17 protein-coding genes and 3 pseudogenes are annotated in these 20,519 nt (G+C 61.3%); 9 read left to right on the forward strand and 11 right to left on the reverse strand.

Going from position 1 to position 20,519, the window contains the following annotated elements; genetic code table 11:
- The 3 pseudogenes from U1A24_RS01070 to U1A24_RS01080 all read right to left on the reverse strand — a co-directional run.
- Positions 1 to 624 (reverse strand): annotated as a pseudogene (locus U1A24_RS01070) (ATP-binding protein); the annotation flags it as partial.
- Positions 614 to 865, reverse strand: a pseudogene (locus tag U1A24_RS01075) (IS21 family transposase); the annotation flags it as partial. The pseudogenes U1A24_RS01070 and U1A24_RS01075, both read right to left, overlap by 11 nt.
- Positions 863 to 1,496 (reverse strand): annotated as a pseudogene (locus U1A24_RS01080) (IS5 family transposase); the annotation flags it as partial. The pseudogenes U1A24_RS01080 and U1A24_RS01075, both read right to left, overlap by 3 nt.
- A 30-nt stretch (positions 1,497 to 1,526) precedes the next feature.
- Here U1A24_RS01080 and U1A24_RS01085 point away from each other — a divergent pair.
- A complete protein-coding gene (locus U1A24_RS01085; RefSeq protein ID WP_322320151.1) occupies positions 1,527 to 1,733 on the forward strand; it encodes a diacylglycerol kinase in 207 nt (68 codons plus the stop codon).
- Between the two features lie 40 nt (positions 1,734 to 1,773).
- The gene (locus U1A24_RS01090) at positions 1,774 to 2,502 is read left to right on the forward strand and encodes an SDR family oxidoreductase (RefSeq protein WP_322320152.1); all 729 of its coding nucleotides are present in this window, start codon (positions 1,774 to 1,776) and stop codon (positions 2,500 to 2,502) included.
- A 9-nt stretch (positions 2,503 to 2,511) separates the two neighbouring features.
- Here the strand turns inward: U1A24_RS01090 and U1A24_RS01095 are convergent, their stop codons facing one another.
- Positions 2,512 to 2,814 (reverse strand): metalloregulator ArsR/SmtB family transcription factor, encoded by a 303-nt coding sequence (locus tag U1A24_RS01095; protein WP_322320266.1) that lies wholly within the window; start codon positions 2,812 to 2,814, stop codon positions 2,512 to 2,514.
- A 173-nt stretch (positions 2,815 to 2,987) separates the two neighbouring features.
- Here U1A24_RS01095 and U1A24_RS01100 point away from each other — a divergent pair, with 173 nt between their 5' ends.
- Positions 2,988 to 3,950 (forward strand): CehA/McbA family metallohydrolase, encoded by a 963-nt coding sequence (locus U1A24_RS01100; protein WP_322320153.1) that lies wholly within the window; start codon positions 2,988 to 2,990, stop codon positions 3,948 to 3,950.
- A gap of 45 nt (positions 3,951 to 3,995) precedes the next feature.
- Here the strand turns inward: U1A24_RS01100 and U1A24_RS01105 are convergent, their stop codons facing one another.
- Entirely contained in the window at positions 3,996 to 4,862 is an 867-nt protein-coding gene (locus U1A24_RS01105) for a LysR family transcriptional regulator (protein ID WP_322320154.1), read from the reverse strand.
- 128 nt (positions 4,863 to 4,990) lie between these two features.
- Here U1A24_RS01105 and U1A24_RS01110 point away from each other — a divergent pair, with 128 nt between their 5' ends.
- From U1A24_RS01110 to U1A24_RS01135, 6 genes are all read left to right on the forward strand, one after another.
- A complete protein-coding gene (locus tag U1A24_RS01110) occupies positions 4,991 to 7,423 on the forward strand; it encodes an FAD-dependent oxidoreductase (RefSeq protein ID WP_322320155.1) in 2,433 nt (810 codons plus the stop codon).
- Positions 7,424 to 7,482: 59 nt separating this feature from the next.
- On the forward strand, positions 7,483 to 9,930 hold the full coding sequence (locus tag U1A24_RS01115; RefSeq protein ID WP_322320156.1) for an FAD-dependent oxidoreductase: 2,448 nt from the start codon (positions 7,483 to 7,485) through the stop codon (positions 9,928 to 9,930).
- A 75-nt stretch (positions 9,931 to 10,005) separates the two neighbouring features.
- Positions 10,006 to 11,559 (forward strand): trimethylamine methyltransferase family protein, encoded by a 1,554-nt coding sequence (locus U1A24_RS01120; protein WP_322320267.1) that lies wholly within the window; start codon positions 10,006 to 10,008, stop codon positions 11,557 to 11,559.
- 7 nt (positions 11,560 to 11,566) lie between these two features.
- Positions 11,567 to 12,997, forward strand: coding sequence for an aldehyde dehydrogenase family protein (locus U1A24_RS01125; RefSeq protein WP_322320157.1), 1,431 nt, complete (start codon positions 11,567 to 11,569; stop codon positions 12,995 to 12,997).
- A 52-nt stretch (positions 12,998 to 13,049) separates the two neighbouring features.
- Positions 13,050 to 13,949: an NAD(P)-dependent oxidoreductase gene (locus U1A24_RS01130; RefSeq protein ID WP_322320158.1), complete on the forward strand. Its 900-nt coding sequence runs from the start codon at positions 13,050 to 13,052 to the stop codon at positions 13,947 to 13,949.
- 143 nt (positions 13,950 to 14,092) lie between these two features.
- A complete protein-coding gene (locus U1A24_RS01135) occupies positions 14,093 to 15,199 on the forward strand; it encodes a cystathionine gamma-lyase (protein ID WP_322320159.1) in 1,107 nt (368 codons plus the stop codon).
- Between the two features lie 70 nt (positions 15,200 to 15,269).
- Here U1A24_RS01135 and U1A24_RS01140 read toward each other — a convergent pair whose 3' ends face one another.
- The 6 genes from U1A24_RS01140 to radA form a co-directional block, all read right to left on the reverse strand.
- Positions 15,270 to 15,926, reverse strand: a complete 657-nt coding sequence (locus tag U1A24_RS01140; protein ID WP_322320160.1) for an SDR family oxidoreductase — start codon at positions 15,924 to 15,926, stop codon at positions 15,270 to 15,272.
- Positions 15,927 to 16,016: 90 nt separating this feature from the next.
- The gene (locus U1A24_RS01145; protein ID WP_322320161.1) at positions 16,017 to 16,562 is read right to left on the reverse strand and encodes a hypothetical protein; all 546 of its coding nucleotides are present in this window, start codon (positions 16,560 to 16,562) and stop codon (positions 16,017 to 16,019) included.
- A 22-nt stretch (positions 16,563 to 16,584) separates the two neighbouring features.
- Complete coding sequence (locus U1A24_RS01150; protein WP_322320162.1) at positions 16,585 to 16,935, reverse strand: DUF1801 domain-containing protein; 351 nt, start codon at positions 16,933 to 16,935, stop codon at positions 16,585 to 16,587.
- On the reverse strand, positions 16,932 to 18,395 hold the full coding sequence (purF, locus tag U1A24_RS01155) for an amidophosphoribosyltransferase (RefSeq protein WP_322320163.1): 1,464 nt from the start codon (positions 18,393 to 18,395) through the stop codon (positions 16,932 to 16,934). The genes U1A24_RS01150 and purF overlap by 4 nt, the downstream gene beginning before the upstream one ends.
- 111 nt (positions 18,396 to 18,506) lie before the next feature.
- Positions 18,507 to 19,112: a CvpA family protein gene (locus U1A24_RS01160; RefSeq protein WP_322320164.1), complete on the reverse strand. Its 606-nt coding sequence runs from the start codon at positions 19,110 to 19,112 to the stop codon at positions 18,507 to 18,509.
- A 48-nt stretch (positions 19,113 to 19,160) separates the two neighbouring features.
- The gene (gene radA, locus U1A24_RS01165) at positions 19,161 to 20,519 is read right to left on the reverse strand and encodes a DNA repair protein RadA (protein WP_322320165.1); all 1,359 of its coding nucleotides are present in this window, start codon (positions 20,517 to 20,519) and stop codon (positions 19,161 to 19,163) included.

A 20,519-nucleotide genomic window follows, 5' to 3' on the forward strand; every position in this document is an offset into this window, starting at 1 on the left:
CGCTGAAGCTGAGGTTCGTGGTAATCACAACGCTGGTGCGCTCGTAAAGCTTGTTCAAGAGGTGGAACAGCAGGGCCCCGCCCGATGGGCTGAAGGGCAGATAGCCCAACTCCTCCAGGATCACGAGGTCGAGCTTGGTCAAGCCTTCCGCGATCTGTCCGGCCTTGCCCTTCGCCTTTTCCTGTTCGAGGGCGTTGACCAGTTCGATGGTGGAGAAGAAGCGGACCTTGCGGCGATGATGTTCGATGGCCTGAATGCCGAGGGCGGTCGCGACATGGGTCTTGCCTGTGCCCGGACCGCCGTCCAGCACGACGTTCTGCGCGCCATCCATAAACTCGCAGCGGTGCAGGGCGCAGACGGTGGGCTCGTTGAACTCGTGGCGGCGAAGTCGAAGCCTGATAGATCTTTGTAGGCCGGGAACAGTGCGGCCTTCATGTGATAGTCAATAGAGCGAACCTCGCGCTCGGCCAATTCGGCCCTCAGCAGTTGCGACAGCACCGGGATTGCGGCCTCAAAGGCCGGGGCACTTTGCTCGATGAGGTCGGTGACGGCCTGCGCCATGCCATACATCTTCAGACTGCGCAGCATGATGAGGATGGCGCCGGCGGCGGGATCATGACGCATGGCGGCCTCCGGCGATCTGGGCACGCAGGCCGTCGTAGCGTTCGACATTGGCCTTGGGTTCGCGATGCAGGGCCAGTGCCTACGGGGTATCCAGCTGTGGCCCGCCGATCACCTTGCCGTCAACCAGCCGGTGCAACAGGTTCAGGACATGCGTCTTGGTTGGCACGCCTTCGGCCAACGAGAGTTCCACCGCGGCAAGCACGGCCTGTTCATCATGGTGCGGCACGACGGCTAGGATATCATAGGCTCCATCTGCGGTGACCATGCCGATGCACTGGTCGTCTGCGATTTGGTCCAGCAGGTCGGGCAATATGCCTCGCCGGTTCGCTCGAACCGGTGGCGCTTACCGGCTCGACGTCGCCGATCCGGCCGCCGGTGATCTCGATGGCACGTATTTCCAGCGTTTCCGCATGGATCCCGAGGTGAACCTTGCGCCAGTCCCGCGGCTTCGACGGCCCGTGTTTCTTGGCCAGCCATTCACCATCGCCTTCGGCTTTCACCCCGGTACTGTCGATCAACAGGTGCAAGGCACCGATATTCTACAGATAGGGGATGTGGACGATCAGGGTCTCCTGGCGGCGGCAAAGGGTGCTGAAGTCCGGCACTGGCCAATCCAGCCCGGCAAGATCGAGCAGACCTGCCACCATCCCGGTCGTTTGCCGAAGCGGCAACCCAAAGAGCGCCTTCAGCGACAGGCAGGCCTGGATCGCGGCATCGGTGAAGACGGGCTGACGCCCGTGCTTGCCTGTCGGCACGGCCAGCCATTGCGTCTCGGGATCGAACCAAAACAGCAACGATCCGCGCTTCGAGAGCGCAGCGTTGTAGTCACTCCAGTTCGTGGTGCGGTAGGTGGGGGGCTTCGGTCTGCTCATGCAGCCGGACTAACAGACTGGATTCGCAGAGTGAATCCTTCAACGCATTTGCGCAACAAAGCCCTGGAACTGGTCAACTCGGCGATTGAGGTCGCTATCGACTATATCTCGACCGAAAAGCACCCTCTTGCGAAGGCCGCGAAAGATACCGGCTCGGTGGCGGTGGCGGTGGCGGTGGCGGTGATGGGGCTGGCCTATATCGCGACTTGGGTGTTTGCGCTGCTTGCCCTTTTCTGACACCGCGTTAGGCTCAGGTGCGAATGCGCAGGGGGCCAAGATGAGCGACAGCAAAACCATTCTGATCACCGGGGCGGGGTCGGGCATTGGCCGGGCGACAGCGCGGGCTTTTATGGCGGCGGGTTGGAATGTCGCCTTGATGGGGCGCCGGGCTGAGGCTTTGGCCGAGACAGCCAGTGGCGAACCCGCTTTGCTGCTGGCCGCCGATGTGGCCAATCCTGACGAGGTCGATGCGGCCTTTGCCAAGCTGACCCGGCTGGATGTGCTGTTCAACAATGCCGGTATTTCTGCGCCAGCGGCGACGATTGACGAAATCTCGGTCGCACAATGGCTTGCGGTCAGCAACACCAACATCACAGGCATGTTTCTCTGTGCGCGTGCGGCGTTTCGCCTGATGCGTCAGCAGTCGCCACGTGGCGGACGGATCATCAACAACGGCTCGATTTCCGCGCATGTGCCGCGCCCCGGTTCGGTGCCCTACACCATGTCGAAACATGCGGTAACTGGCCTTACCCGCACGCTTGGTCTGGATGGGCGGGCGTTTGACATCGCCGCGGGGCAGATCGACATTGGCAACGCGCTGACCGATATGGCAGCGGGCTTCACCAAAGGGGTGACGCAGGCCAATGGCCACGTTGCGGTCGAGCCCGTGATGGACGTGGCGCATGTGGCGGATGCGGTGCTGCATATGGCCAGCTTGCCGTTGTCGGTGAACGTGCCGTTCATGACGATCATGGCGCGCGACATGCCCTATATCGGGCGCGGCTAAGTTGCTGACCTACGAGCGTGAAGCTGCCTCGGCACCAGCGCAAAACATCTCATGCACCAACGCGATCATCGCGCGGACTTTTGGGTCTTTGATCGTGTAGTAAATCACTTTGCCATCGCGCCGCGTGGTCACCAACCCCTCGCTGCGCAAGCGGGCAAGATGCTGGCTGACGGCGGCTTGCCGCACATCCAGCAGGTCTTCGAGGGCGGTGACGGATTTTTCTCCTGCCGAAAGGTGGCACAGGATCATCAGGCGGCCTTCATGCGACAATGCCTTCAGAAAAGCCGCCGCATCGGCCGCCCGTTCGGCCATTTCATCCGCCGCGACGGCGGGTTCGATCTCGATGCACGTGTTCACACTCAGTCCCGCCTCCCTGCCGCAGAAGGCAACATATGGATTAACAGGAATATGTCCACCCCGTGCGCGCTGTCACTGGACTGTCACGCGGGCTTGGCTAGTCTGCGACAAATTTCTGCAAGGAGCCCATGATGCAGCGCGATCCCGCTTTCACCGCCCCCGGCCGCTTTTTGCGCGGCAACCTGCACACCCATTCGACGCGCTCGGATGGCGTGCTGGCCCCGGAAGAGGTCTGCCGCCGCTACAAGGCCGAGGGTTATGATTTCATTGCACTGACCGATCACTTCGTCGGGAGCTATGGCTATCCGATTGTCGACACAGTGCCGATGCGCGATGCAGATTTCACCACGATTTTGGGGGCGGAACTGCATTCCGGCGCAATGGCCAATGGCGAGTTGTGGCATATTCTGGCGGTCGGTCTGCCGACTGACTTCGCGCCCTCGAACAGCCCCAGTTTCATTCCCGTGGCAGGGCAGGAAACCGGGCCAGAGATCGCCGCGCGGGCTGTTGCAGCCGGGGCATTCGTCGCGATTGCACATCCTCAATGGTCGGGGCTGACGCTGGCCGATGCCCGCAGCATCACCGCCGCCCATGCGGTCGAGGTCTATAACACCGGCTGCGACACTGGCTGTGATCGCCCGGACGGCTTTGCCATCGCGGACCTTTTGCTGACCGAGGGCCGCCGCCTGAGCATGATCGCCACCGATGATGCGCATTTCTCGGAACCAGATCATTTCGGCGGTTGGGTGATGGTGAAATCGGAGACCAACACGCCCGAGGCTTTGCTAGAGGCACTGAAGGCAGGCCATTTCTATTCCAGCCAAGGGCCAGAGCTGCGCGATGTGCGGATCGAAGGTGACAAGGTTGTCGTCGAATGCTCAGCGGTGGTGTCCGTTGTCGCCATCGGTCATGGCACCGGGGCGAAGGCGGTGCACGGCCATTCGCTGACGCGGGCAGAGGTGCCGCTGGCAAGGTTGAACAACTCGCCTTGGCTGCGGGTTGCGGTGATTGACGCGGCAGGCAAGCGGGCTTGGTCGAACCCGATCTGGGTTGAGGGCGTGCCAGCCAAGAATCCTCGCGTCGCCGGATAAAGCCGAGATGAAATTCGGTGGGCGGCTGGTGGGGCGGTGAAACCGCTAGCCGCGCGCCGGATCGCTGCGAATGAAGCGTTTTGCCAGCATCCGCGTCAGCTTTCGGTGGGCCTTTGACACCCGCTGGCGCAGATGCATCGCGGCAAACACCGGCTGGTCGATGGCTTCGACATCCGCGACATAGTTGAAGCGCCCCGTCGCCACCATTTCTGCCGCCTTTTCCGCCATGACAAACCCGGAGCCACCCATCGCCAGCAGCAGCGACGCAATGGTCGAGCTTTGCCCGACCGACAGCGGCGCGCCAATCAATTCCGGCAGCGCTGTGCGATGGGCTTGCTCGAACGCGGGCGAGAAATGGCCCGAGATGTAGGTTTCCGGTTTGATCTGGGCACGGGTTTCGGCATCCGAACTGATCAGGCGATAGGGCAGGTCGGCGAGGGTGACGAAATGCAGATCGGGGTGTGGTTTCGGCGTGAACAAAACCGCGAAATCATGCACGCCTGCGACGATATCGGCACACATCTGCGCGGAATAATCCGGCTCGATATAAAACGCCATTTGCGGAAACATCCGCCGGAAATCGGCCAGAAGATCGCCAATATAAGCATCCGCCAGATCGTTCTGGATGCCAAGCCGCATGATTACAGCGGACTCGCCGGTGGGGGCCACAGCGCGCTTGGCCTCATTCCAATCCCGGCGCAGCATCCTTGCATGGGTTTCAAACCGCAGGCCTTCGGTGGTCAGATCAGTGCCTGCGCGAGAGCGGGTGAACAGACGCGCGCCCACTGCAGCCTCAAGCGTCTGCACACGGGCAGAAACGGTGGATTGGGTGACATCCAGCCGATCAGCGGTGCGGTGAAAGCTGCGGGTTTCCACAAGGTCAAGAAAGGTGTCGAGAAGTTCGATCTGCATGGTCTGCTCCGCCGCTTTTGTCCGATCCTTTCGCCTGATCGGTTCAATCGATCAATAGCGCGGGTTTCGGGCAATTGAAAGCCAAAAGCCGCCGTCTGATAAGGGGGTGCAAAGACCCGGAGCAAGACATGTCTGATTTCCCCAAAACCGCGCGCGTTGTCATCATCGGTGGCGGCGCTGTTGGCGCCTCCAGCCTGTATCATCTGTGCAAGGCGGGCTGGACCGATTGCGTGTTGCTGGAGAAGAATGAACTGACGGCGGGCTCTACCTGGCACGCGGCGGGCAATGTGCCGACGTTTTCGTCCAGCTGGTCGATCATGAACATGCAGCGCTATTCGGCGGAGTTGTATCGCGGTCTGGGCAAAGCCGTGGATTACCCGATGAACTACAATGTCACCGGCTCAATCCGCTTGGCCCATACGCCGGAACGTTTGCAGGAATTTCAGCGCGTTGTCGGGATGGGCCGCTATCAGGGCATGGATCTGAAGATCCTGACGCCTGATCAGATTGCCGAAGTTTACCCGTTTATCGCCACCCATGACCTCGTCGGCGCGCTTTATGATCCCTACGACGGCGACATTGATCCGGCGCAGTTGACGCAGGCTTTGGCGAAGGGCGCGCGGCAAATGGGGGCGCGGATTGAACGCTTTTGCCCTGCAACTGGCGTGCGGCGTGAAGGCGATGAATGGGTGGTTGAGACCCACAAGGGCGATATCCGCTGCGAAATCGTGGTGAACGCTGCGGGCTACTACGCCCGCGAAGTCGGCAAATGGTTTGGCCGCGACGTGCCGATGATGGTGATGAGCCATCAGTATATGCTGTTTGACACCATCCCCGAGGTTGAGGCCCGCACCAAAGCGGTCGGCCACAAGCTGCCGCTGCTGCGCGACGTCGACAGCAGCTACTACCTGCGGCAAGAGAAAAACGGTTTCAACCTTGGCCCCTATGAAAAGAACTGCAAAGCCCATTGGGTGAGCAAGGATGATCCGTTCCCCGAGGATTTCAGCTTCCAACTGTTCCCCGACGATCTGGAACGTCTGGAGTGGTATATCACCGACGCGATGGCGCGCGTACCCCTGCTGGAAACCGCTCCGCTGACCAAAGTGATCAACGGCCCGATCCCCTATACCCCCGATGGCAACCCGCTGATCGGCCCGATGCCCGGCGTGCCGAATGCGTTCGAGGCTTGCGTGTTCACCTTTGGCATCTGTCAGGCTGGCGGTGCGGGCAAGGTTCTGGCGGAATGGATCACCCAAGGCGCTACCGAATGGGACATGTGGTCCTGCGATCCCCGCCGTTTCACCGGGTTTGAGGATCAGGATTACTGCGTCGCCAAGGGCATGGAAGTCTACGGCCATGAGTACGCCATCCACTTCCCGCATCACGTCTGGGGCGAAGGGCGCGGCAAGAAATTGTCGCCATTGCACGACCGCACAGCCGCGTTGGGCGCGCAGTTTGGCCCGTTCAACGGCTGGGAGCGCCCGTTGTGGTACGCGCGCCCCGGCGATGACACCTCTGAGGCGGCACAGCGCACATGGAACCGTCAGGGTCCGTGGTTTGGCGCGGTGAAGGCCGAATGTGAAGCGGTGCGCGATGGCGTGGGCGTGCTGGATCTGCCCGGTTTCTCGCGGTTCGAGGTCGAAGGACCGGGCGCTGCGGAGTGGCTCGCGGGCCGCATTTCGGGCGCTTTGCCAAAGGTCGGGCGGATGGGGCTGGCGTATTTCCCCGATGACAAGGGCCGCATCGTGACGGAAATGTCGGTGGTGCGGCGCGAGGAAAACGCCTTCACCCTGATCACCGCCGCCGTGGCGCAAAGCCATGACGCCGACTGGCTGCGCCGCGATATGCCCAGCGGGCTGACCTTCCGCGACCGCACCAATGATTTCACCTGCCTGATCGTGACCGGGCCGAAATCGCGCGATCTGCTGGCGGCTCTGACCGAGGCTGACCTTAGCGCCTCTTGGCTTTCGGTGCAGCCCTCCGTGGTGGCTGGGCAGGACTGTGCTTTGTTCCGCGTCAGCTTTGCGGGGGAATTGGGCTGGGAGGTTCACGCAACCCCCGCCCGGATGCCCGCGATTTATGATGCGATCCTCGCGGCGGGCGCAAAGCCGTTCGGCATGTTCGCGCTGAATTCCCTGCGCGTGGAAAAGGGCTATCGCGCCTGGAAGGGCGATCTTTCCACCGATTACACCCTGCTCGAAGGTGGGCTCGACCGGTTCATCAAGTTTGACAAACCGCAGGATTTCCCCGGCAAGGCAGCGCTGCTGGCGCAAAAACAGCGCGGCGTGGCCAAGCGGTTCTGCACCCTGCTGATCGAGGCGGGTGATCAGGACCCGCCCTATATGTCGACGATCTGGGCGGGCGACACGGTCGTCGGTGAAGTGACCTCAGGCTATTACGGCCACCGCGTTGGTGCCTGCATCGGTCTGGGCATGTTGCGCGCCGATCTGAACGTGGCCGGACAGGCGGTGGAGGTGGAGATTTTCGGTCAACGCTACCCGGCCGTGGTGCAGGAAGACGCGCCGCTGTGGGATGCAAGAAACGAACGTATCCGTGCGTGACAATCCCCGGGGCGCTGCCCAGGACCCCGGGATATTTATGAACAGATGAAAGACAAGTGATGGCTCAGGTTCCGAACAAAGCGCGGGCGGTGGTGATTGGTGGCGGGGTCTCCGGTTGCTCGGTGGCCTATCATCTGGCCAAAATGGGTTGGACCGATGTGGTGCTGCTGGAGCGCAAGCAACTGACTTCTGGCACCACCTGGCACGCCGCTGGTCTGATCGGGCAGTTGCGGGGATCGGCCAATATGACGCGGCTCGCGAAGTATTCGGCTGATCTGTATGTCAAACTCGCCGCCGAAACCGGGGTTGAGACCGGGATGCGGCAGGTCGGCAGCATCTCGGTGGCGTTGACCGAAGCGCGGCATGAAGAATTGCTGCGCCAAGCCACCGTGGCGCGGATTTTCGACGTCGATGTGGCCGAGATTTCGCCCACGGACGTGAAAGCGATGTATCCGCATCTGAACGTCGCCGATGTGGTGGGGGCGGTGCATCTGCCGCTGGACGGTCAATGCGATCCGGCCAATATCGCGATGGCTTTGGCCAAAGGCGCGCGGATGCGCGGCGCGCAGATTTTCGAGCATACCAAGGTCGTTGGCGTCACGAAAGCCGGGGGCAAGGTTACAGGAGTCGACTACATCGATGCGCAGGGCGAGCCGGGCCATATCGCCACCGATGTGGTGGTAAACTGCGGAGGCATGTGGGGGCGTGATCTGGCTGAGGCCTCGGGTGTCACTTTGCCGCTGCACGCCTGCGAGCATTTCTATCTGATTACCGAGCCAGTTCAGGGCCTTGGCCATATGCCGGTGCTGCGGGTGCCAGATGAATGTGCCTATTACAAATCCGACGCGGGCAAAATGATGATCGGCGCGTTTGAACCCAAAGCCAAGCCTTGGGGCATGGATGGCATCCGCGAAGATTTCATGTTCGACACGCTGCCCGAAGATTGGGACCACTTCCAGCCGATCCTTGAGCACGCGATGAACCGGATGCCGCTGTTCCAGACCGCAGGGATTCATACTTTCTTCAACGGACCAGAGTCGTTTACCCCCGACGACCGCTATTACCTTGGCGAAGCGCCGGAACTCGGCGGCTATTGGGTGGCGGCGGGCTATAACTCGGTTGGTATCGCAGGTTCGGGCGGCGCGGGCATGGCCTTGGCGCATTGGATTGTGGAGGGAGAAGCGCCGTTCGATCTGTGGGAGGTGGATATCCGCCGCGCCCAACCGTTCCAGAAGAACCGCAAATACTTGAAGGAACGCGTGACCGAGACCTTGGGCCTGCTTTACGCCGATCACTTCCCTTACCGTCAAGTCGAAACCGCTCGCGGCGTTCGGCGCACGCCTTTGCACGAACACCTGAAAGCGCGCGGTGCAGTGTTTGGCGAAGTGGCGGGGTGGGAGCGAGCGAACTGGTTCGCCAATGAGGGGCAAGAGCGGGAATATCGTTACAGCTGGAAGCGGCAGAACTGGTTTGAAAACCAGAAGGCCGAGCATCTGGCGGTGCGTAACGGTGTCGGCTTCTTCGACATGACCTCGTTTGGTAAAATCCGGGTTGAAGGCCGCGATGCTTGCGGCTTCCTGAACAAAGTCTGCGCCGCCGAGATGGATGTGGCGGTGGGGCGGATCGTCTATACGCAGATGCTCAATCAGAAGGGCGGCATCGAGTCCGATCTGACAGTGACGCGGCTGTCGGAAACCGCTTATCTCGCCGTGGTGCCGGGGGCGACCCTGCAACGTGATCTGGCTTGGCTGCGCCGTCACGTCGGCGAGGCCTTCGCGGTGATCACCGATGTCACGGCGGCGGAATCGGTGCTCTGCGTGATGGGGCCGAAATCGCGGGATCTGCTGCAAAAGCTCTCGCCGAATGATTTCTCCAATGCAGCGCATCCGTTCGGCACCATGCGGCAGATCGAGGTCGGCATGGGCATAGCGCGGGCGCATCGGGTGACCTATGTCGGCGAGCTTGGCTGGGAACTCTATGTTTCATCCGACCAAACCGCGCATGTGTTCGAGGCTTTGGAGGAAGCGGGCGCTGATCTGGGCTTGAAGCTCTGCGGGCTGCACACGCTGGACAGCTGCCGGATCGAGAAGGCCTATCGCCACTTTGGCCATGATATTACCGATGAAGATCATGTGCTTGAGGCGGGCCTTGGCTTTGCGGTGTCAAAGAAAAAGCCCGACTATATCGGCCGCGATGCAGTGCTGCGCAAAGCTGAGGCGGGGTTGGATCGGAAGCTGGTGCAGTTCCGCCTGACAAACCCCGAGCCCTTGTTGTTCCACAACGAGGCAGTGGTGCGCGATGGCGTGATCATCGGGCCGGTGACCAGCGGCAATTACGGCCATCACCTCGGTGGCGCGATTGGCCTGGGCTATGTGCCCTGCAAGGGGCAGTCGGACGCCGACATTCTGGCGTCAAAATATGAAATCGAAGTGGCGGGGGTGCGGCATGAGGCCGTGGCCAGCCTTGCGGCAATGTATGATCCAAAATCCGAACGGGTGCGCGCCTGAGCAGCGCCGGGGGTTTTCCACCCCCGGACCCCCGAGGGTATTTGTGCCAATGTGAAAGGGCATAAGATGAGCGATATGGCTGAGTTGGGCGAGATTTGTGAACCATCGCGCGCGCGGCGGTCTGGCGGGCGCACCGCAAGGGTGGCACTGCGCTCGGCCCCCTTGGCCGATGACGTGCGCCCGGTGCGCGGCGGTATGTCGGGCGGGCAGTACAAACCGCTGACGGACGCGGGCATCGCGCAGATCCACGAGTCCGCGTTGCAGGCTTTGGAGCAGATCGGCCTCAGCCAAGCCCCGCCTTCGGGGGTGAAACTGCTGACTGAGGCAGGGGCGATCCAAGGCGACGACGGTCGCATCCGCTTCCCGCGTGCCTTGGTCGAGGATATGCTGGCGGTCGCTGCGCGCAACATCACTTTGCATGCACGCGATCCGAAACATGACCTGCATCTGAGCGGCAACAAGGTGCATTTTGGCACAGCCGGTGCTGCGGTGCACATCGTCGATCCGATCAGCTTGGATTACCGCGAAAGCACCGCGCAAGACCTCTATGACGCGGCGCGGCTGGTCGATAATCTCGACAACATCCACTTCTACCAGCGCACGATGGTGTGCCGCGATGTGGTCGACAATCAGGATATGGACCTCAACACGCTCTATGGTTGCCTTGCGGGCACCACCAAGCATGTCGGCACCAGCTTCTCTGACCCGTCGCATGTCGCCGCTTGCTTTGACATGATCTACACCGTCGCGGGCGGTGAAGAGAAATGGCTGGAGCGGCCATTCGTCAGCAATTCCAACTGCTTCGTTGTCCCGCCGATGAAATTCGCCGAGGAATCCTGCATCACGATGGAGGATTGCATCCGCCGCGGTATGCCGATGCTGTTGCTGTCAGCCGGGCAGGCGGGGGCAACGGCTCCGGCACCGATTGCGCTGACTATTGTGCAAGCGATGGCCGAATGCCTTGCAGGCGTGGTCTACGCCAATGCGATCAAGAAAGGCGCGCCCTGCATCTTCGGCACATGGCCCTTCGTGTCCGATCTGCGCACCGGGGCGATGTCGGGCGGCTCTGCGGAACAGGCCTTGCTGACCGCTGGCTGTGCGCAGATGCACCATTTCTACGATCTGCCGGGGGGGGCTGCCAGCGGTATCTCTGACAGCAAACTACCCGATATGCAGGCCGGATGGGAGCAGGGCATCACCAACTCTCTCGCCGGTCTCGCGGGCCTGAACATGTGCTACGAGGCCGTGGGCATGCATGCCAGCCTGCTCGGCTTCTGCCTTGAATCCCTCGTCTTGGGCGATGACCTTCTCGGCCAAGCGATGCGGCTGGTGCGCGGCATTGATGTGACCCCAGACAGCACCAGTATTGAGGCGATGAAAGAAGTCTGCCTCGGTGGCCCCGGCCATTATCTGGGCTCTGATCAGACCCTGAAACTGATGCAGACCGAATACATCTACCCCGCCGTCGGCAATCGCATGTCGCCAAAGGAGTGGAATGAGGCTGGCAAACCGCTGCTGCTTGACGCCGCCATCGCGCGCAAGAATAGTATCCTCGCCAAGGCCGGAAACGTGATTGATCCCGAGATCGACGCCATTATCCGCGCCAAGTACAACATCCACTTCAAGTGAGGACGCCATGATCTCTGCCAACATGACCAAATTCTACATCAACGGTGCGTGGGTTCAGCCGAACTCTGCCGCGCGGATGGGTGTTGAAAATCCGGCAACAGAGGAAATCGTGGCCGAGGTGGCCTTGGGCAACCAGACCGATATTGATGCCGCGATTGCAGCGGCGCGGGCGGCGTTTGACGTTTACACCGTCTGGCCCGTGCAAAAGCGCATCGACCTCGTGAAGCGTATCTTGGAGGTTTATAACTCCCGCTACGAAGACTTCGCGCAAGCCATGTCCACCGAGATGGGGGCTCCGATCGAATGGGCGCGCGGTGCGCAGGCTTGGGCGGGGCAGGTGCATATCGAGGCCACCATCAAGGCCGCCGAAGACATGGCGTGGGAATATTCGCGCGGCACCACCCGGATCGTGCATGAAGGCATTGGCGTCTGTGCTTTGATCACGCCGTGGAACTGGCCGATGAACCAGATCGCCTGCAAAGTGGCTCCTGCGCTGATCGCGGGCTGCACGATGGTGCTGAAACCCTCGGAAATTGCGCCATTATCGGGCGTGTTGTTTGCCGAGGTCTGCCATGAGGCAGGCGTTCCGCCGGGCGTGTTCAACTTGGTAAACGGCACCGGGCCGGAAGTCGGCGCGCGGATGTCGTCGCATCCCGAGGTCGATATGGTGTCCTTCACCGGCTCGACCCGTGCAGGCACGGCGGTGGCGGCGGCTGCGGCCCCGACGGTGAAACGCGTGGCGCAGGAACTGGGCGGCAAATCCGCCAACATCATCCTGCCCAACGCCGATCTGGCGGCCGCGGTGGCAGCAGGCGTCAATGCGATCATGTCCAACACCGGCCAATCTTGCGACGCCCCGACCCGGATGTTCGTGCAGCGCGACCAGCAGGCTGCGGCTTTGGCGGTGGCAAAAGAAACTGCCGAGGCGATTATCCCCGGCGACCCGACGCTTGAGACCACCACGATGGGGCCGCTGATTTCGAAAACCCAATATGAAAAGGTCCAGCGCCTGATCCAGGCCGGGATTGATGAGGGGGCGACCTTGGTGACCGGGGGTTTGGGTCGTCCGGCGGGGCTGAACCGGGGCTGGTTCGTGCAGCCGACGATTTTTGGCGATGTGACCAATGACATGACGATCTCGAAGGAAGAAATCTTCGGCCCCGTGCTGTCGATCCTGCCCTATGACACCGTGGATGACGCGGTGACGATGGCCAATGACACGGTCTATGGCCTTGCTGCCTATATCGCGGGCCCTGTTGAGGAAGCCAAGCCCATCGCGCGCCGTCTGCGTGCAGGCACGGTCAACCTGAACTACCCGGATTGGGATACCTCCGCCCCGTTCGGCGGCTACAAGCAATCGGGCAATGGCCGTGAATATGCCGATTGGGGCATCCACGACTTCTGCGAAATCAAGGGCATCGTCGGCTACGGCGACTGACTGGCTTAGACTGGGGGCGGGTGTTGCCGCCCCCTCATCCCATAGGATTACCATGCATTACGGATATATCGGCCTTGGAAACCTTGGAGCCGCATGCGCGGGCTGTTTGCTGAAGGCGGGCTTTCAGGTGACGGTCTATGACCTGAACTCAGCCTTGGCAGCACCTTTGATCGCTCAAGGCGCGACCCTCGCCACCAGCGCCGAGGCTTTGGCCGCGTCAGTCGATCATGTGATCACCTGCCTGCCGTCGCCCGCAGTCTCGGAGCGGGTGCTGCACAACATCCTGCCGCATATGAAACAAGGCGCATCTTGGCTTGAGATGTCAACCTTGGGCCGGGACGAGGTGCTGAAACTCGCAGGCGTCGCCGCCGACTCTGGCGTGCGCATGATGGAATTGCCGGTCACCGGCGGCGTGCATCTGGCCTATCAGGGCAAGATCACCATGCTGGCGGGTGGCGACAAAGACCTGTTCGATTTGCACTATGGCGCGATGCAGGCGATGGGCGACAAGATTTTCCACATGGGGCCCCTGGGATCATCCTGCATCATCAAGGTGATCACCAATATGCTGGCCTTCATTCACCTGAAAGCCACATCTGAGGCGCTGATGCTGGCGAAACGCGGCGGGCTTGATCTGGCGCAAGCATGGCATGCGATTGCAGCTTCTTCCGGAAACAGTTTCGTGCATGAAACCGAAGGCGCGCTGATCCTGAATGGGTCGTATGATGTGGCGTTCAACATTGATCTGGCGCTGAAGGATCTTGGCTTTGCTTTGGGTTTTGGCCGCGAATTCGGCGTGCCGCTTGATCTGGCCTCGATGACCAATCAGACCTATGTTGCCGCCAAAGCGGCCTATGGCGGCGAGGCGCAATCGCCGATGATCGCCAAACTGCTCGAGGATCTTTTGGGCACCGATCTGCGCGCTGAAGGCTTCCCGGCGAGGCTGGAATGAGGTTGTCCACGCGTGGACAGAGTTTCGATTTGTGATGAATCAATGGGTTACATAGTTCAGGTAAGGTTCTGTTAAGCTTTGCCCGCAGTTGCCATTCCGCGCGCTTGCAGGCAGGATGCCGCCAAAAATCAGAGGGTGCGGTGATGATGGATAGCATGAAAACCCGGGCGGCAGACCTGTTGCATCATCGTTCTGCGGGGCTAAAAAAGGGCGATCCGATCAGCCTGCCGATCGTGCCAGCCGCAACCTTTCACCTGCCAGAAGTCGCGGGTGCTTCGCATTTCTACGGTCGCAACGGCATGACCACTTGGGAGGCGGTGGAAGAGCAGCTTTCCCTGCTGGAAGACGCGCCCTGTGTGAGTTTTCCGTCGGGGATGGCTGCAATTTCGGCGGCGTTGATGGCGACACTGAAGGTTGGCGCTCGCCTGATCATTCCGGCGGATGGCTATTATGTGACGCGGGTTCTGAGCCAAGGGTTTTTGGTCCCGTTTGGGGTGGAGGTTGTAGAGATTGCGACCTCGGATTACGCCGCTTACGATTTCAGCGGGGCAGCGGTGGTTTACCTTGAGACGCCCTCAAACCCCGGTCTGGATGTGGTTGATATTACTGCCGTTTCCGCCCGTGCCCATGCCGCCGGGGCTTTGGTGGTTGTCGATAACACCACAATGACGCCGCTGTTGCAAAGGCCTTTGGGCCTTGGCGCTGATCTGGTGGTCGCGGCGGATACCAAAGCGCCTGCGGGGCATTCTGACGTGCTGTTTGGTCATGTCGCGGGACGCGATGCGGGGCTTATGGCGCGGGTGCGCGATTGGCGGCGGTTGTCAGGGGCGGTGCCAGGGCCGTTTGAGGCCTGGCAGGTGCATCGTGGGATTGAGACGCTGGAATTGCGGCTGGAGCGGATGTGCGCCTCGGCCGGGGTGATTGCAGAGCGGTTGGCAGCGCATAAAGCGGTAGCGAATTTGCGCTATCCGGGGCTGGCGGGTGATCCATCCTATGCGGTTTCCAAGGCGCAGATGGCGGGTTTTGGCTTTCTGATTGGCTTTGAATTGGCCGATGAGGCGCGGGCAGAGCAGTTCTTGAGCGAATGTCCGTATATCGTGCAATCGACCAGCTTTGGCGGCACGCATACATCTGGTGAGCGGCGGGCGCGGTGGGGCGACAAGGTGGCTCCGGGGTTTATCCGGTTGTCGGTGGGGATTGAGCCGTTGGAGCCGCTTTGGCAAGCTATGGAAGCGGCGCTGAACGCTTGAGCGAAGGCGATTTCCGAAGCGGAAATCGTGCCGGAATTTTGCTTAAAATTCCGAGGCTTGCGTGGCGATATTACAGCAGATTGATCAGCCGTACCGCCTCATCTCGCGGGTGGATTAGGGGGGCGCGGTCTTCGCCGGGGAAGAAGCGCGCGCGGGTGGCGGTGGGCATCGGGGCTGGCGTTTCAATGCGGACTTGCGGACCAATATTGGCATTTTCAGCGGCCCAGCTGCGGGCAAGCGCGATTTGCGCGGCTTTGGTGGCACCGTAAGCGCCGAAGAACTTCTCGCCTGCGCGCGGGTCATCAAAAAACATCGCGGTGCCGTCTCCGGCACGCAGCAGAGGTTCGATCATCGGGATCATCGTGCCGGTGGCGCGAACATTAGTGGCGATGCTTTTGTCCCAGTCTTTGGCGTCGAGCGAGCCTGCGGGAGCGAGCGGGGCGGCGTGGATTGCGGTGTGAACCCAGAGGTCCAGCTTGCCCCAACGCTGGTGGATCGACAGGCACAGATGCCGCATCGCGTCATCATTGGTGACATCCATTGGGGCCAAGGTCAGCCCGCCCGAACCCGGTAGTTTCAGGGTTTTGACGCGGTCATCGAGTTCTTCCAAGCCGCCGACGGTGCGGGCGACAGCGACGACATGCCAGCCGCGCGAGGCCAGTTGCTCGGCCATGGCGGCGCCAAGGCCACGCGAGGCTCCGGTGATCAGGGCGAGGCGTTCGGTCATGGTTTTGTCCTTTGGGCGGTCATTTGGCGGCTGCGGCGGATGCCTCCGGCGGGAGTATTTGAGCCAATGTGAAAGGGCAAGAGGGCGCGGCTATTCGGTGGCGTTGTGGCGCACGGTCCATTCAGTCATCGCAGCGCTTAGGTCACCTTTTGCGCCGATCCAATCCCAGAATTTGGGGAAATCTTGCTCGATGGTCTCGATCCGCATCTGCATCACGCGGGTTTTATCGCGCAGGAAGTAGGTGATGTTGCTGGTGATGGTATCGACCAGATCCTCGGCGATGGCGGTGATGTCGGTCTTGGGTTTGCGCAACACGAGGTTGCACAGCATGGTCTCGCGATAGGCTTTGACGAGGCCGTAATTCTTGCGTGCGACATAGGATTTCACCACAGCGTCGCGGTCTCGGGTGAGGTGGACGTAGAACGGGGTGTCGCCAAACGCGGCGTCCAGCTTGCCCGTCCACCACGCAAGGCGGTTGTCGATCTCGATATGGTTGTCAGGGTAGGCGAAGCGGTTCGCGCCCAGAAGATGGGTGCGCGATTCGTGTTTGGCGGTGAAGTTGGTCATATGCTCGGAGGCGCGGGTGAAGGTTTTGGAGCCGCAGCGGCCGGTGCAGAGCACGAATACTTGGGTCATTTGCAGAGCATGAAGACTTGGATCATTTGGCGAGTTCGGCTTGGCGGGCGCGGATGATCTGGGCGATCAGCGCCGGGGGGAGCGGATGGTCCGGGGTGAACAGCACGCCGGATTTTGAGGTCTTGAACGGGGTGCAGTCGATCTGCGGAATGACGCTGCCGGAATGCGGGTAGAGGCCAAGGTGGTGGGTGAAGGCGGCGTAGCCTGCGACCATTTTGCCTTTTGGTTTTGGTTCGCGAAAGCCTGGCATGGCGTAAGACAGGCATTCGATGTGGTCGGGCAGCAGGGATTTCAGCTCGGCGCGCAGGGACTGCGCCGCAGCCCGGAAGGCCGGGGGAAGGGCCGCGAGGTAACTCTCTACCTCTGCGCTCATTCCGCCGCTTTCATCTGGAAACCCTCTTCGATCTTGTCGGAAGGGGTGATGGGGTATTCGCCCGAGAAGCAGGCATCGCAGTATTGCGGCGATTTGGCGTCGCGGCCCTTGGCCTCGCCTGCGGCGCGGTAGAGGCCGTCGAGGGTGATGAATTTGAGGCTGTTGACGCCGATCCAGTCGCGCATTTCATCCTCGGTCATGGTGGCGGCGAGGAGTTTGGAACGTTCGGGGGTATCCACGCCGTAAAAACAGGGCCAAGCGGTGGGCGGGGAGGCGATGCGGAAGTGGACTTCGGCAGCACCTGCCTCCAGGATCATGTCTTTGATTTTGCGGCTGGTGGTGCCGCGTACCACCGAGTCATCGACGAGGATCACGCGTTTGCCTTTGATCAGGGCGCGGTTGACGTTCAGTTTCAGGCGGACGCCCATGTTGCGGATCGACTCGCTGGGTTCAATGAAGGTGCGGCCCATGTATTGGTTGCGGATGATGCCCATGGCGTAGGGGATGCCGGATTGTTGGGAGTAGCCGATGGCGGCGGGGGTGCCTGAATCGGGGACGGGGCAGACCAGATCGGCATCAACGGGGGCTTCTTTGGCAAGTTCAACGCCGATGGCGTGGCGGGTTTCATAGACCGAGCGGCCACCGAGGATGCTGTCAGGGCGGGAGAAATAGACGTGCTCGAAGATGCAGAAGCGGGACTTTGACGGCGTGAAGGGGCGGGTGGAGTTTACCTTGCCGTCTTCGATCACCACCATTTCGCCGGGTTCGATCTCACGCACGAAATCGGCGCCGATGATGTCGAGGCCGCAGGTTTCTGAACTTAGGGCCCAAGCGGAATCGCCAATGCGGCCCAAGACCAAGGGGCGCACACCCAAGGGGTCGCGGACACCGATCAGTTTGGTGCGGGTCATCGCGACCACCGAGAACGCGCCTTCGACGCGGCGCAGGGCGTCTTTGATGCGTTCGGAGATGTTCTTTTGGATCGAGCGGGCCATCAGGTGGATGATGCATTCGCTGTCGGACGAGGATTGGAAGATCGAACCACGCTCGATCAATTCACGCCGCAGGGCTGCGGCATTGGTGAGGTTGCCGTTATGGGCGATGGCGGCACCGCCCATTGAGAACTCACCGAAGAACGGCTGCACGTCACGAATGGCGGTTGCCCCTTTCGATCCGGCGGTGGAATAGCGGACATGGCCGATGGCGAGGTGGCCCGGCAGGGTTTCCATCACATCGGGCTTGGTGAAATTGTCGCGGACATAGCCAAAACGGCGAGCCGAGTTGAAGCCGGTTTTCGGATCATAAGAGACGATACCGCCAGCTTCCTGACCGCGATGTTGCAGGGCATGGAGGCCAAGTGCCACAAAGTTTGACGCATCGGACACGCCGATCACGCCAAAAATGCCGCATTCCTCCTTCAGCTTATCATCGTCAAAAGGATGGGCATAGAAGGGTTGCATGGAGCCTCCGAATCCGGGTTCGTTCTGCGCCTTCCCTTTAGGCCCAACCGGGGGCGGTGTCACCCCCAGAAAGCCATGTTTTATGCTGCAATGCGGCATAGCCGCTGTGCGTTAATTGGTGGGCGCGGTTTCGGCCGATGGCGCAGCTTCGGGCGTGATAGGAGTGCCTACTGCGCAGGTTGCGGTCAATTCGTTATAGCGGGCCACCACCCAGTTTGGGGCGTCGGTCGGCACGGCTGCGTTGATATCGCCTTGAAACGACGCGAAAATCTTCGCCGAGCGGGAATTGTCGACCATTGGCACGGTATTGGTCGCAACGGCACGGTCGTAGACCAGAAACGCAATGCCCACCAGCAGTACGCCGCGCACGACGCCGAACAGAAAACCAACTCCTTGGTCCAAGCCACCCAGAACCGAGCGTTGTACCACCGAAGAAAACAAAGGCGTGAACAGCGCCGCGACAATTAGGCCGACGGCAAACACGGCTGCGAAGCCTGCGATCAGAGAGAGTTCGCAGTTTTCGAGGAAAGCACCGACGCCGGGGATTTCCTTGACCAGCGGTTGCGCTTGGGCGGCGAACATATAGGCGAGCACGGCGGCACCGACCCAGCCGACAATCGCCATCGCCTCGCGCACGAAACCGCGCGAATAGGCGAGGATCGCCGACAGCACGATGATGCCAGCAACGCCCGCATCAACAATGGTAAAACCTTCCATCTTCCGCTCCTAAAGGCGTCTGCCCGCCCCAAACATTTCCCCGAGGCGTTAGCCGGCCCCGAACATTTCACCTACGAAAGCGGTGAGATCCGGCATCTGCCGCACGTTCATGCCCTCGACTTGCCCTAGCTTTGATCCTTTGGGCGCGATTGCCTGTGAGAAACCAAGTTTTGCGGCTTCTTTCAACCTGTTTTCGGTCTGACTGACCGGGCGCAGGGCCCCGGAGAGGCTGATTTCTCCGAATAATACGGTTTCGGGCGGGATGCTGACGTCTTCCCGGGCCGAAATCAGTGCTGCGGCGACGGCAAGATCGGCGGCAGGCTCGGTCACCCGCATGCCGCCTGCGACGTTGAGGAAGACATCAAGCCCCGCAAACGGGATGCCGCAGCGGGCTTCCAGCACCGCAAGGATGGTGGAGAGGCGGCCTGAGTCGAGGCCGACCACCGTGCGGCGTGGTGTGCCGAGGGGGGAGGGGGCGACGAGGGCTTGGATTTCGGTCAATACGGGACGGGTGCCTTCGATGCCCGCAAAGACGGCGGAACCGGGGGAGGGTTGGCCGCGCTCTGACAGGAACAGGGCAGAGGGGTTTGTGACCTGCTGGAGACCGTTTCCGGTCATCTCAAAAACACCGATTTCGTCGGCTGGGCCGAAGCGGTTTTTGACGGCGCGCAGGATACGGAATTGGTGGCCACGCTCACCTTCGAAGTAGAGCACGGTATCGACCATATGCTCAACAACGCGGGGGCCGGCGATCTGACCGTCTTTGGTGACATGGCCGACGAGGATCACCGCGACACCACGACGTTTGGCGAAGGTGACGAGTTCGTGGGCGGCGGCGCGGACTTGGGAGACGGAACCGGGGGCGGAATCAACGGTGTCGAGCCACATGGTCTGGATCGAGTCGATGATCGCAAGGCCGGGGCGTTCGGTGTCCAGTGTGGTCAGGATGTCGCGCAGGTTGGTTTCTGCGCCCAACGCGACGGGAGATTCGGTGAGGCCGAGGCGCTGTGCGCGCATTTGCACTTGGGCAGTGGCTTCCTCGCCCGAGATATACAGGCATTTGACGCCGTGGCGCGAGAACGAGGCTGCGGCTTGCAGCAGCAGCGTCGATTTGCCGATGCCGGGGTCGCCGCCGACGAGGATGGCGGAGGCGGGCACAAGGCCGCCGCCCAAGACGCGGTCTAGCTCGTCAATGCCCGACGAGGCGCGCGGCGGAGCTTCGCCCACGGTGGCAAGGTCGGTCAGGTGGATGGCGCGGCCTTTGGACCCAAGCGATTTCGGCCCAGCGGACAGCGGCGCTTCCTCGATCAGCGTGTTCCAGCCGCCGCAGCCTTCGCATTTGCCGATCCATTTGCGATGCGATGCGCCGCAGGTGGTGCAGGTGAATGTGGGGGAGTTTTTGCTCAT

The sequence above is a fragment of the Cypionkella sp. genome (assembly GCF_034376685.1).
Lineage (GTDB): Bacteria > Pseudomonadota > Alphaproteobacteria > Rhodobacterales > Rhodobacteraceae > Cypionkella.